This window comes from Flavihumibacter petaseus NBRC 106054, assembly GCF_000974785.1.
GTDB lineage: Bacteria > Bacteroidota > Bacteroidia > Chitinophagales > Chitinophagaceae > Flavihumibacter > Flavihumibacter petaseus.
Genome location: NZ_BBWV01000001.1, coordinates 2,122,997 through 2,136,355 on the forward strand (window position 1 = coordinate 2,122,997; position 13,359 = coordinate 2,136,355).

The 13,359-nt window shown below is 50.0% G+C and carries 9 protein-coding genes; 4 read left to right on the forward strand and 5 right to left on the reverse strand.

Annotation, left to right across the window (positions count from 1 at the left end; translation table 11 throughout):
- Positions 1-60: 60 nt before the first annotated feature.
- On the reverse strand, positions 61-1,224 hold the full coding sequence (locus FPE01S_RS08840) for an AraC family transcriptional regulator (protein ID WP_046368346.1): 1,164 nt from the start codon (positions 1,222-1,224) through the stop codon (positions 61-63).
- Positions 1,225-1,256: 32 nt separating this feature from the next.
- The gene (locus tag FPE01S_RS08845) at positions 1,257-2,090 is read right to left on the reverse strand and encodes an ROK family protein (RefSeq protein ID WP_046368347.1); all 834 of its coding nucleotides are present in this window, start codon (positions 2,088-2,090) and stop codon (positions 1,257-1,259) included.
- 224 nt (positions 2,091-2,314) lie between these two features.
- On the opposite strand from FPE01S_RS08845, the gene FPE01S_RS08850 reads away from it, so the two are divergent.
- The 3 genes from FPE01S_RS08850 (at position 2,315) to FPE01S_RS08860 (ending at position 7,336) form a co-directional block, all read left to right on the forward strand.
- Entirely contained in the window at positions 2,315-5,368 is a 3,054-nt protein-coding gene (locus FPE01S_RS08850; RefSeq protein WP_072053963.1) for a SusC/RagA family TonB-linked outer membrane protein, read from the forward strand.
- Between the two features lie 20 nt (positions 5,369-5,388).
- Entirely contained in the window at positions 5,389-6,834 is a 1,446-nt protein-coding gene (locus tag FPE01S_RS08855) for a RagB/SusD family nutrient uptake outer membrane protein (protein ID WP_046368348.1), read from the forward strand.
- A 94-nt stretch (positions 6,835-6,928) separates the two neighbouring features.
- On the forward strand, positions 6,929-7,336 hold the full coding sequence (locus tag FPE01S_RS08860; protein ID WP_046368349.1) for a hypothetical protein: 408 nt from the start codon (positions 6,929-6,931) through the stop codon (positions 7,334-7,336).
- An 11-nt stretch (positions 7,337-7,347) separates the two neighbouring features.
- On the opposite strand, the gene FPE01S_RS08865 is transcribed toward FPE01S_RS08860, so the two are convergent.
- Positions 7,348-10,845, reverse strand: a complete 3,498-nt coding sequence (locus FPE01S_RS08865; RefSeq protein ID WP_052955626.1) for a VCBS repeat-containing protein — start codon at positions 10,843-10,845, stop codon at positions 7,348-7,350.
- A 170-nt stretch (positions 10,846-11,015) separates the two neighbouring features.
- Here FPE01S_RS08865 and FPE01S_RS08870 point away from each other — a divergent pair, with 170 nt between their 5' ends.
- Positions 11,016-12,656 (forward strand): MGH1-like glycoside hydrolase domain-containing protein, encoded by a 1,641-nt coding sequence (locus FPE01S_RS08870; RefSeq protein ID WP_046368350.1) that lies wholly within the window; start codon positions 11,016-11,018, stop codon positions 12,654-12,656.
- A gap of 7 nt (positions 12,657-12,663) precedes the next feature.
- On the opposite strand, the gene FPE01S_RS08875 is transcribed toward FPE01S_RS08870, so the two are convergent.
- Positions 12,664-12,948, reverse strand: a complete 285-nt coding sequence (locus tag FPE01S_RS08875) for a hypothetical protein (RefSeq protein ID WP_046368351.1) — start codon at positions 12,946-12,948, stop codon at positions 12,664-12,666.
- 10 nt (positions 12,949-12,958) lie between these two features.
- Entirely contained in the window at positions 12,959-13,354 is a 396-nt protein-coding gene (locus tag FPE01S_RS08880; protein ID WP_046368352.1) for a VOC family protein, read from the reverse strand.
- Positions 13,355-13,359 lie beyond the last annotated feature (5 nt).

Sequence of the window (13,359 nt, forward strand, 5' to 3'; positions counted from 1 at the left end):
TGCAAGCGGGCATATCCTATAGAAGTTGTTAAAAAGCGTCTGATTTTAAAAGGAGATGTCTTATTTCCGGGGAAGATGCCGTTTCCGGTACTCGCCTGGCGTACATCCGTGGATCTGCTTGAACTGCCGGGAAATATTGTTGGTTAGCGTAAACCCCGCCTCAAGCGCGATCTCAGATATGCGTTTGTCCGTCTCCAGCAGCCGCTGGGAAAACCGCTGCATCCTGAGCTTGAAAATGTATTTATAGATGCTGGTTCCGGTTACTTCCAGGAACCGTTTCTCCAATGAACGTCTTGAGATCGGCACCTGCTCCAGTACATCTCCCACATTGATGTCATTCTCCAGGTTTTTATGAATGAAATTGAGCACCGTGGCAATATGCTCATCGCTCGCAGCGGCAATATCCGTCGACTGCCGGGTGACGATATAGGTTGGCATCACCATTACATTCTGCGGCTTTTTGACCTTTCCCTGGATCATCAGGTCCATCAGCCTGGCCGCCTCATAACCGCCCTTTTCCGTATCCAGGTTTACGCTGGACAATGGCGGATCGGAGAGATTGCAGGTCATCTCGTCATTGTCCACACCCAATACGATCACGTCGTCGGGGATCCTGATGTTGTGATGCTTGCAGGCTTCGGTAATATGCTGCCCCCGCGCATCATCGCAGGCCATGATAGCGATGGGCTTCGGCAAAGACTGCAACCACTTGCTCACTACCGAGGGCTTGTAAAACCACAAATCTGTAGTATGTAGTTCCTCATGCTCGAAGTTGTATACATCAAACCCCCGCTCATGCAGGTAGGCTTCGAACCCTTCCGCCCGCTCCCGCGACCACACGATGTTGCGGAACCCATAGAAGGCAAAGTGCTTGAATCCTTTTTTTACAAAATATTCCGCCCCCATCCGACCGGCCTCATAATAGCCGCCGGTGATATTGGGAAACTCATCAAATCGTTCCTTGAAATCTTCCAGGATCAGGTGAATGCCTGACTCAGCGATTTTTTTTACATGCCGGTTGTTGTCCAGTTGACCGATAATCCCCTGGGCCCCCCATTCTTTTGCAAACTTGAGTATGCCTTTAATGCCGATTGCCTCGCGATAGTAGATGGGCATCCTGCAAAAAAGCGCCGGCCCATGTTCTTTGTAGTATTGAACAATCCCGGTCAGGAGGTCTTGTCCATATTTTTCGGAAATATCGAATAGCAGGATGATCTTGTTCATAGCAGTCGTACTGGAACTGCCCAAACTTAATGCTATTTGTTGGAACCCACCAAAGCCGCAGCACCCACGATGGCAATATTCTCCAGGGAGGAGCAAAGGATTTTAACTTCGCTTAGTGTAGATTGAAAAAGGAAGTCCTTCATGCTGTCATACATTGCGTTCTCAAAAAAACGGAATGCATTGGATAACCCGCCGCCTATAATAATCGCTTCGGGAGCATAGGTGTATAATACTATTTTCATGACTTCTCCCAGGTGACGGCCATAGGAAGCCCATTGTTCCAGGGCAGCTGCATCACCATTTACGGCAGACAGGTAAGCCTGATGGGCTGACGTACCAGGCCCTTCAAAATACATCCCGCTTCCATAATACTCCAGGTTTTTGTCAAGGTAAGGGATATAGCCGATCTCTCCGGCCCCACAGTAAAGGCCGGAATGCAGTTTGTTATCGATCACAATGGCTGCGCCAAGTCCCGTGCCGATGCCAATGGTGACAAATGATTTGAATGGTGCCGCCTGCCCAAACATTTTTTCTCCCATCGCCAGGCAATTCACGTCATTGTTTACATAAACCGGCCGCCCAAAGCGGTCTTCGAGGATCTTTTTCAGCTCCACTTTTTTCCAGGAAGGAATATTCACCACATCGTATACGATACCCCGTTCCACATCCACTACTGACGGCACCCCGATTCCTATCCCTTCAATGTCATGCCGGCTCAGTGGTTCAATCACGGAAAATAATTGTTCCAGTGTATCATCCAGCGAAGTTTTATTGGAAAGTACTGCCTGCTCTGTTTGCAGGATCCTGCCATTGTCTACCAGTCCCGCCCTTGCATTGGTGCCACCGAGATCAACTCCTATAATCATAGCAACAAATCTATTTCCGGCTCGTCATAATAAAACAGTCATTTGCGCAGTATTTTCTTCTAATTGCGCAGGCGTGTTAACTTTCAGTTCATACGCATTATGAGGATTAATATACGCATTTGCGCATTACTCAGATAAACAGTCCGTATACCTTTAGGCTGTATTGCGCATCATTTTCAGCCATATTTACTGCCCAGGCAGTGTAACCGACTAATTTGAGATTTATGAAACGCTCTTGTCTGCTCAGGACTTCTCTTTCACTATTTTTAATCACCGCTCTCTGCTCTATCGCAACTGCACAACGTTCCATTACTGGTAAGATAACGGATGACCGCGCAGGTCAGGCAATTGCCAATGTAAATGTTACCGTGAAGGGTAGCACACGTGGAGCGGTTTCCGGCGCCGATGGGGTTTATTCCATATCGGTAATGCAGGATGACTCAATTCTTGTATTCTCCAGTACGGGCTATTCCACGCTTGAAGTGCCAATCAACGGAAGATCCACCATCGATGTAACGATGGCGATCGGATCCGCTAAACTGGCCGAAGTGGTAGTGGTGGGTTATGGCACCCAGTCTAAGCGGGATGTTACAGGCGCCGTGGCCTCCATCAAAGGCGATGAATTCCGTGATCTTCCTGTTTCCAGCCCTGTGCAGGCTTTACAGGGAAGAACGGCCGGCGTTAACGTTGTCAGAAACGGTGGCAGCCCCGGCAATACCGGGTCCATCCGGATCCGTGGTACAGGCACCATCAACAATGCAGACCCATTGATCGTGATCGATGGAGTGCCCGCCGGTAACCTGAATTCTGTGAACCCTAATGACATTGCTTCCATGGAGATCCTGAAAGACGCTTCGGCTTCCGCGATCTATGGTACGCGTGCAGCTAACGGCGTAGTGATCGTTACCACCAAAAGAGGTGGCTTTGAACAACCCAACACGGTTTCTCTCAATGCCTATACCGGGATTTCCAATGTTCACAAAACGATCGACATGCTTGACGCGCCGACGCTGGTAACCCTGAAAAAGGAAAGATATACCAACGACGGCATTGCGATCAACCCGGTTTGGGAAGACCCATCCAACCAGGTGCAGCGCACCAACTGGCAGGATGAACTTTTCCAGCAGGGGAAAGTAAACAATATCGACCTTTCCCTCGGCGGCGGTTCCGCAAAATCTTCCTACATGTTATCCGCCGGTTATTACGATGAACAGGGTGTTATTACGAATTCCTATTTTAAAAGATTCAGCCTGCGCATCAATTCCGACCATAAGGTGGGAAAGCGCCTGAAGATCGGTGAAAGCCTCCAGCTCACCCGCACAGTAGACAATGCCCTCAATACTACCTCAGCTCAGGACGGCCTTATCTGGAGCGCGATCCGTTTCATGCCCTTCATCCCCGTAAAGAATGACGATGGTACCTGGGGCAGTTCAAAAGCTTCCAATGAATACGGTGACATCAACAATCCCGTATTCACCGCCAATACCAACGATGCCTCGAATACCAACACCCGCCTTCTCGGAAACCTTAACCTGGAATACCAGATTGTGAAGGGACTGAAGCTGCGGGTAAACCTCGGTCTCGACGGCAACCATTACAGTGGCCGGAACTTCAGCATCATTGTTACAGACCAGACCCGTACCACCAATAACAACTCGCTCACCAAGAGCTTCAGTGAGTCCTACTCCCTGCTTGGTGAATATTTCCTGTCTTACAGCAATATCTTTGCCGGTAAACATAAGGTGGATGTGGTGGCAGGGTATACCGCCCAGACTTTCGACGGCGATAACTTCTCTGCCGCTAAACGCGATTTCCTGAACGAAGACCCCCATCAGCGTTATTTTGATGCGGGTCAAACATTAAATAGCATTTCGGGTAACCGCTACTATGACGCCCTGCAGTCCATGTTCGGTCGCGTAAACTATGATTACGACAAGCGTTACCTGTTTACGGCCACTTTCCGTGCGGACGGTTCTTCAAAATTTGCAGAGGGCAATAAATGGGGTTATTTCCCGGCCTTCTCTGCAGGCTGGAGAATTTCACAGGAAAAATTCTTTAAAGTACGTTTCATCGACGACCTGAAACTCACTGCAGGATGGGGACAGCTCGGTAACCAGAATGTTACGGGCTTGCAATACCTCGCCCTGATCGGTAATGGCGGCCGCTATTCCTTCAATGACAATACCGTGGTTGGCGCCGCACAACAGCGCCTTCCGAATAAGAATATTTCCTGGGAGACTGCCGAAATGAGCAACATAGGACTGACCGCTGGCTTATTGGACAACCGCCTGCAGGTTTCCCTGAACTATTTCAACAAAACCACCCGCGACATGTTGCTGGCTCCGCCCACTATCGGAACGGTCGGAACACTGACAATCCCGGACCAGAACGTTGGCGTGCTGAAAAACAGCGGCCTCGAAATCGATCTCGGCTACCGTGTGCAGCAAGGCGATTTCTCCTGGGGTGTGAGTGGCAATGCTTCCTTTATCAAGAACAAGGTGGAGAAACTGTATGACGGCAATTTCATCGCCTCACAAACCTATGGTCGCCCCAATGAAGAGATCTCGCGTACCTATGAAGGAGAGCCGCTCGGAATCTTCTGGGGCTGGAAGACCAACGGCCTGTACCAGACAACCGAAGACATCAACAGCGATCCCAATATTGCCAAAGACCAGCGGAGACTTGATGGCCTCATCGAACCGGGTGATGTAAGGTTCATCGATACCAATGGCGATGGCCGGATCGACGACAACGACCGCGTTAAGCTGGGCAGCCCGCATCCCGCTGTCGTTTATGGTCTGAATGCAGATTTCGGTTACAAGGGATTTGACCTTTCGTTGTTCTTCCTCGGCAACGCCGGACTTGAAATTTACAACGCCGATCGTATGCAGGGTCTCGATCCGACCTACTCCTTCAATATGTATGCGGAAACTGCTAACCGCTGGACCGGTCCAAATACGAGCAATTCCATTCCAAGGATGACCACCAAACGCAATAACCGGAACTACCGTACTTCCGATATGTTCATCGAGAAAGGTGATTTCTTCCGCCTGAAGAATCTGGTGATCGGTTACACACTTAAGGAGACACTGACCCGTAAGGCCGGCATGAGCCGCGTACGGTTCTATGTTACCGGCCAGAACGTGTTTACCGTTACTGGTTACTCCGGGCTGGACCCTGAGCTGGGCTACACTGATGGCAACAAACAGATCAATGTGGACTATGCCCAGTATCCCCAGTCACGCACCTGGATCTTCGGCGCCAACATCACTTTTTAACTGCTAAAGAAAGAATTATCATGAAACATATAGTTGTAAAAACCGGACTTATCCTGCTGGCAGCGGCCACTATCCAGGGTTGCAAAAAGAACCTGCTTGATTCTGTCCCCTACGGCCAGTCCACTTCCGCTGATTTCTGGCGCAATGGAGATGATGCCATCGCGGCTTCCAATGCGCTCTATTCTTTTCTCGGGGATGAATATATGTTCGCCCACACGGAACAAACCTGGGATATCTGCTCCGATGACCAGTGGCGCGCAGGTGACCACCCGGAAGACCAGGCCATTGAAGAGTTTACTTACGAGCCCAGCAACCCGCAGCTAAACGACAGCTGGGCCAGGAAATATGAAGTGATCTCACGCGCCAATGCCGTGCTCATCAATGTGCCGGGCATCAACATGGATGAGGCATTGAAAGCAAGAATCCTGGGAGAGGCGCACTTTATGCGTGGTCTCATGTACTGGTATTTTTACCGTATCTACGGCCAGGTTCCCATCATCAAAGAAGAGAATGTAACCAGCAATAACTATAACGTTCCGAAAGGCACTACCGAGGAAATGAATGCCATTATTGAATCGGACCTCCTGGCTGCGGCAGACGCTTTACCGCTGGAATATGATGACGCCAACATCGGCCGGGCCACCAAAGGCGCCGCATGGGGTTACCTGACCAAATTCTACGTGTACCAGGAGAACTGGAGCAAAGCCATTGAGACCGGTGAAAAAGTGATCAATGGACCATATGCACTGGCTCCCAGCTTCGGCGACAATTTCAAGCCGGCCACAAAGAACAACAGCGAAATGCTGTTCGCCATACAGTGTACCGATGGGTGGACGGAAAATGTGACGTCGATCTATTCTGCACCAAGACCATGGGGCGGGTGGGGCTTTAACGAACCCATCAAGGACCTCGCCGATGAATTCGAACCCAACGACGAAAGATTAACCTATACCATGGCAAAAGTGGGTGACGTGATCGATCCGGGAGAATCCAACGGAGGACCCCAGGAAGTACCGCCCGGCCTCACCAATACCGGTTATTTCTTCCGAAAATATGTGAACTGGAGACCCGATGGCGGACTTGACAATAACATGAATATCGTCATGCTGCGGGCATCCGATGTGTACCTGCTGGTTGCGGAAGCAAAGATCAGATCCGGCGCCAACGGTGATGCTGAGATCAACGCTGTTCGCGGCAGGAACGGGCTGGGCGACGTCAGCAATGCCACCATGACTGAACTGATCCACGAAAGAAGGGTAGAACTGGCTGGTGAGAACGAACGCCACCAGGACCTGATGCGATGGGATCGTGCAGGCATCATCGATCTGAAAGCCCATTATGCGAAAGACCGCGGGCAGTGGAAGCCTGGAAGGAATTTTACCCGTCCGAAAAACTACCTGTTCCCGATACCACAGCGCCAGATCGATCTGAGCAACGGCGTATTGATACAGAACCCGAATTTCTGACAGCAATAAATTGCTCTACCAGAATCCCGGCATCCTGCTTTAATTTTAAAGCGATGCCGGGATTATTGTCTGCTCAAACTGTTCGTTGTGCTTTATGAAGAAATCATTTATCGCTGCCTTTATATTTTGTTCGCTGCTTTCTAGTGCTTCCTGCGGACACCCTGCTGAAGTAAATATTACCGGGAACTGGCGGCTCGACTCCATCTATGATTATTACAATGGCTTCTCCTTCACCAATAAAAATCCATCACCGCAGGAAGTTTACGAATACCGGGATAACAATACCGTTTTGCGGAAGGGAATGGGCGAGCAGCTGGAATACAGGTACCATCGTAATGATTCAATCCTTTCTCTGTCTGACCAGACAGGGAGGCCTGCAGACGAATTTGTCATTCTTCATGTTGACGACAACCTGATGGCGCTGAAGAAAAACAAGTCGCCGCTCTTTGGTGGTAAAAACCAGCGCCGCTATGAAGTGCGTTATTTCAGCCGGGTACAGTGAAAGCCTTCCCCTTATAATTTCCGGCTCCTCCCGTTCGCGTCATATAGTTCAACTGTTGTTGCCTCCGCCGGTATAGCCAGATACCTCCCCGGCGCGGAAAGATAGCCCGAACCGTAATAGAATTCCCGCCGCAATTTTTTGCCGTTGGCCATTGTAAGGATCGCGTGAGTTTCATCAGCCCGTGGTTTCACCACCCGTGTGGCAGGCTTTTCTGCCACCAATGCAATAAGGCTGTCATTGTTCTGTGCGGCAAGCAGGAGCGGGAACTTGTTTTTCACCATCACTTTCGCCAGTCCCTTTCCGTCTCCCTCAACCCTGAATCCATTATCTTTTTCACTGAAGCTGCCATCACCCTTACCCCGCAGGTACAGTCCCCTGAAAGCATCATACTGACCGTTGATCACTTCGGCCCCATAGAAATTGCCGCTCAGCACCACGTCATCGATCCCGTCGCCATCAAAGTCATCCACCAGTATACCAAAGACTGGCGAAAACTGTGCCGTTGTGCCCAGGGGTTTGAGCGTCCATGGCTGGTTGCCATTGTTCAGCAGGACAGATGTCTGAAAGGTATTCGCCTTTATCGTTCTTGCCTGCTGTAATAATTCAGCAGGAAACAGGTCGGCCATGGTTGCTTTTGCATAGTCCGCAAAAAGCGGGAACTTCTTCCTGAGGCCGGGCAGTTGCATCATCAGGTCCTCACGGGGGTGGATGGGATAACTGGTACCATTTACGGAATAGGTAATGACGGGATTGTTGTTCCCCATTTTGCCAAAATCATTTACCCAGATGCTGAGCGGATCTGTGGCTGTAGTGATATAGCGGCTGTTGGTGCCCAGGTTTCCTGCAATGAAATCAGTTTTACCATCGGCATTGAAGTCTCCCGCCTGGATACTGTTCCACCAGCCAACGGTGCTGTCGAGGCCCAGCAATTTTGTTTGGTTCGTGAATTGCCCATGGCTGTTCACAAATACCGTAATGGGCATCCATTCACCCACCACCACCAGGTCTGGTGCTGCATCATTATTGATGTCTGACCAGATGGCCGCATTCACCATGCCGGCATTTTTCAGTCCCGGCGCAAGTTTATCTGTGACATCCATGAACCGGCCTCCGTTATTTTCAAGCAGAAAGCTTTTACCGCCATCGGGGTAGTGCTGCGGGGTGATCTTTCCGCCGACAAAGAGATCAAGGTCACCATCCGTATCAAAATCAACAGCTACCACACAGGAGCCGCTTTCCCGTTCCGGCGGCAATGCAGTTGTATCGATCCTGAAATTCCCCCGGCCGTCATTCCTGTAAAGGCGGTCCTGGTAAAACCTAGATCCTGCTGAAAATTCATTTCCGCCACTCACGATATACAAGTCAAGGTCCTGGTCATTGTCTGCATCGAAAAACAATACACCCAGGTCTTCTTCCTGCTTTTTCCCGGCCTCCAATGGTTTTGAAACAAAAGCGCCGCTGGCTTGCTGAACGAAAAGTTGTCCGGACTGATGGTAGGCTCCGCCGACAAAGAAATCATCGAACCCATCTCCGTTGATATCGCCTACCGCGATGCCCGGACCACTTTGCGAAAATTTATGCGGCAGCAAAGGCTGGATATTGAAATCGGTATAGGGAGTTTCCTGGTGTTTAAAACGAATCCCATACAGGTAGTTCGCCGGCGAAAAAGCCTGCGACTGGTGGTCGTTATTGCTGCCTGCCGTATTCCCGGCTGCTGACCAGGCCAGCTGCTTTCGCTGATCTGCAACAAGGTTAGTCAGCCTGGAGATTTTCCCGTCGGGCCAGGTTACTACCACTGAATCTGCTTTTGTGTTTTTTCCCAGACCAAAATGAATGACCGGATCTACGGCGGACTGATATCCACGTACAGGAGCGCATTCCTGGAATAGTTGCAGGTTGCCCGCATACACAATGATCTTCGTTCCAAAACCATTGATATTTCCTGCAGGCCCCGCCAGTGAAAATTCGAGGTAATGGTTCTTTACCAGGGAGTCAGCATTGTTCCTGTAAATACTGGCTGGTGCACCGGTATTCACGAGCACGAGGTCCAGGTCACCGTCATTGTCCAGGTCAGCATAAGCCGCACCGCTGGAATATGCGCTGGTCGTTAGTCCCCACTCAGCTGATACATCGTTGAAATGAAGGTCTCCCTGGTTCCGGAAAGCAAAGCTGTGCAATAAAGCGCCATCGAGTTGCTGCAATGCTGCGAAAGCTTTTTGTGACAGCTTTTGACCGGCATGTTCCTGCATCAGTTCCTGCGCCCGGTAATTGATAAAGTCGCGGTTGGTAATATCCCTCGGATAGCCGTTGGTGATTACAAGGTCTTTCCAGCCATCATTATCGAGATCTGCGAACAGGGGACTCCAGCTCCAGTCTGTTGCCGCTACCCCCGCCAATTGCCCGATCTCACTGAAACCCGGCACACCGGTGCCATGATCACCACGGTTCAGCTGCAGGGTATTGCGCATGAATTGCGGGGAGTACCCATACTGGAGTTCCGAACGGTAGCGATCATGGTTCGTGGCGCCCAGCATCAGTTTTTTCCTGTAGTTGTCAGGCGGCAGCATGTCCACTTCGATAAGATCGGGCATGCCGTCATTGTTCATATCGGCAACATCGTTACCCATCGCCGAATAACTGGTATGTTTAAACGCCGTTGCTGCCATATCCGTAAAATGACCGTTCCGGTCATTGATATACAACAGGTCATTGGAGAGATAGTCGTTGGAAACGACAACATCCGGCCAGCCGTCTGCATTAATGTCTGAAATGGCTACGCCCAGGCCATACCCTTCGTGTGTAATGCCGGCTTCCCGCGAAACATTGGTGAAAGTGCTGTTCCCGTTGTTGCGGTACAGCCGGTCGGTATTGGCCATTTCGCTGTTATTGCGTTTCGGCCGGATGATATTGGGACCCATTTCATCTGTGATGTTCGTCAGCAGGTATAGGTCAAGGTCGCCGTCCCTGTCGTAGTCGAAAAAAGCCGCCTGCACGCTATGCCCGGTGTCGGCAAGGCCGTATGCAGTCGCCCTGTCGGTAAAGGTATTGTTGCCGTTATTGATGTACAGCGCATTGGCTCTTTTTGATGCGTCATGAGGCCCCGCAAAACAGAGATAGATATCGGCGAACCCATCCTGGTTGATATCCGCTACAGATACTCCCGTCGCCCATTTGCCTGCAGTTTTGATTCCCGATGTTTCGGTAACATCATTGAAAGAAAAATTTCCCTGGTTCAGGTACAGCCGTGATTTGCCCATATTGGAACTGAAGAAAAGATCCTGGAGGCCGTCTTTGTTAAAATCGCCTATGCCAACACCGGCACCGTTGTAGAAATATTCAAAGGTGAGGATGTTGAGTTGTTCATCTTCCCTGATCTCATTGCTGAAAGCAACCCCTGTTTTTTCCGGAGAAAGCAGTTCCAGCATTGCAAGCTTTTTATGGTTTTCACCACAGCCATGGAAGGTGAAAACAAAAATGCAACAGGTAACATAAAGCAGGAGATAGCGCATGACAGGCAGATAAAGATTCAGCAGGTCAATTTAGCGCATTCCTGTTGGATTTCGTTTCATCTTTCATAGTAAGCTTCATGCGTAAATTGAAGAACATTTTACGCAATTGCGCAAGGATGGTGTAATGTTACTGTCTAAATAAACAGTAATTTTCTCCCTCAAACTGCTATATGGATTCGCGCCGGAAATTTTTGCGCAACACTGCGCTGATTGCTGCCTCTGCCACTGTTCCCAATGCTGCTTTACGGGCCGGAGAAAAAACACCCGGGAAGCTTCCCGAAGGAGATGACATTCAGTCCACCTACAAGAACACCTACATCAAAAACATCTTCGTAACGGAAAATGAGTTCCGCAATGCGAAACCTACCCTTGTCGCCGCACCGGCCTTTCAGCAGGCACGGGAGATCCTGCCTTCGCCCGTCTGGAAAGGAAATGACCTGGCGATAGACATGTACTGGAAGGCATGGGAAATCGCTTTCCGGAATATCAAGGATCCTGCACCAACTTCCGGCTTTACCTGTTCCTATATTGATACTGCATACAATGGCAATATTTTCATGTGGGACTCCACCTTTATTACCATGTTCGCCCGCTACGGTACAAGGGCGTATCCTTTCCAGCAGACCCTCAATAATTTTTATGCAAAACAGCATCCCGACGGATTCATCTGCCGTGAGATCTGGGGACAATCCGGGCTCGATTGCTTTCACCGGTATGATCCGACCAGCACAGGTCCCAACCTGATCCCCTGGAGTGAACTGGAATATTTTCAGCAGTTTGGCGATCTCAACCGCCTGCACAAGATCTTCCCGGTGCTTTGCGCCTATTATCAATGGCTTCAGCTGAACCGCAGGTGGCAGGATGGTTCCTATTGGTCGAGTGGCTGGGGTACGGGGATGGACAACCAACCGCGGGTGCAAAAGCAGTACAATCCTATTTATTCAAATGGATTCATGACCTGGCTCGATACCTGTCTTCAGCAACTGTATATCGGGAAGATCCTCGTTGAATTCGGATTCCATACAGAACGCTGGCAGGAGATCGAAGACATTGAAGAAGAAACCAAATTTCTGAAAAAGTATATTCGGGAAAAGCTTTGGGACCCCAAAACCGCATTTTTATATGACCGTTACGCCGATGGCTCCCTGGGCACATTGAAGAGCATCGGTGCCTACTGGGCATTGTGGACGGATATCCTGGAACCAGCTGAGCTGAAACGGTTTGTGGCACACCTGAATGATCCGAAAACCTTCGCCAGAAAGCATCCTATTCCTTCTATGCCTGCGGATCACGAGAAATACCAGGCGGACGGTCGCTACTGGCAGGGCGGTGTCTGGGCGCCAACGAACTACATGGTGATCAGCGGACTAAGAAAGAAGAATTTCCGTGCGGAAGCATTCGAACTTGCCAGGAAACACCATGATCAGGTGATGCAGGTGTTTAAGGAGACCGGCACCTTCTTCGAATATTATGCCCCCGAAACGACCAGTCCGGGTTTCCTGGCGCGCCCGGATTTTATTGGCTGGACTGGCCTGGTGCCGATATCGATCCTCTTCGAAAGCATCTTCGGCATCACGGGTAACCTGCAGCAGAACACGATCGAATGGGATGTGCGGTTAGTGGAAGAGCATGGCATTGACCGCTATCCGATTGGTACCGAAGGGCTATTGTCGCTCCGTTGTGCGGCGCGCAGTAACAATAAGCAGAGACCCCAGTTGGTTATTGAATCCAATGTTGCCATGAAACTGAAACTGAACTGGAATGGCGGAGCGGAAACACTTCAGATAAAACCAGGTTCAAATAAATTTTAAGAAGGCGCTACCCGTTGTGGATTTTGAAAGCCTGTTCTACCTCAGCAGGATCCAGCTGCTGCAACATTTCAATCAATGCTTCCACCGGAAGGGTGTCATCAAAATAATTGGAATAAACTGCCGGCATCGACTTTCCCGGTACGGAAACGGTTGTGGCCTGGTACACATAGTCATCCCAAAGGAAATCTTCAACCAGGTCGTTTACCAGGGTATCCTCAACAACCAGGCAATACCGGCCTGAGTCAAGTCGGACCAGTTTGACGTGAGGGATATTAAACAATACTTTTTCCATAGATCTGTACTTAGTCTTGCAGTATGTACCCTATCTCCCAGGTGTGGCCGAAAGGGTCTTTCAGTTTTCCGATCCGCCAGTAATCTTCCGTTGTCATCGGGCAGATCTGTGACGCACCCTGTTGAACCGCCAGTTCAAACAATTCGTCTGCTTTTTGTGTCTGCAGGATAATCCTGACGGGACTGTTTGAATGCGCATCCGGACCAGTATTGCCAAACTGCGGTTCCTCGTCACCCACAAAGAATAGGGCACCTTCAATACTGATTTCTGAGGTCAGTTTTCCACCCGGCATAGGATGCCGTTTAAGTTCCGTTGCCCCGAAAGCCGCAATATAAAACGCTACAGCTTTCTGGCCATCATTCACGGTCAGGAAAGGTGTAACTGTGGTTCTGTGTTGTGCTGCCATAGACT

Bases quoted from the DNA above. Each gene is read 5' to 3' on its own strand.
- FPE01S_RS08840 (WP_046368346.1), bottom strand. From the start codon at position 1,224: ATGAACAAGATCATCCTGCTATTCGATATTTCCGAAAAATATGGACAA.
- FPE01S_RS08845 (WP_046368347.1), bottom strand. From the start codon at position 2,090: ATGATTATAGGAGTTGATCTCGGTGGCACCAATGCAAGGGCGGGACTG.
- FPE01S_RS08850 (WP_072053963.1), top strand. From the start codon at position 2,315: ATGAAACGCTCTTGTCTGCTCAGGACTTCTCTTTCACTATTTTTAATC.
- FPE01S_RS08855 (WP_046368348.1), top strand. From the start codon at position 5,389: ATGAAACATATAGTTGTAAAAACCGGACTTATCCTGCTGGCAGCGGCC.
- FPE01S_RS08860 (WP_046368349.1), top strand. From the start codon at position 6,929: ATGAAGAAATCATTTATCGCTGCCTTTATATTTTGTTCGCTGCTTTCT.
- FPE01S_RS08865 (WP_052955626.1), bottom strand. From the start codon at position 10,845: ATGCGCTATCTCCTGCTTTATGTTACCTGTTGCATTTTTGTTTTCACC.
- FPE01S_RS08870 (WP_046368350.1), top strand. From the start codon at position 11,016: ATGGATTCGCGCCGGAAATTTTTGCGCAACACTGCGCTGATTGCTGCC.
- FPE01S_RS08875 (WP_046368351.1), bottom strand. From the start codon at position 12,948: ATGGAAAAAGTATTGTTTAATATCCCTCACGTCAAACTGGTCCGACTT.
- FPE01S_RS08880 (WP_046368352.1), bottom strand. From the start codon at position 13,354: ATGGCAGCACAACACAGAACCACAGTTACACCTTTCCTGACCGTGAAT.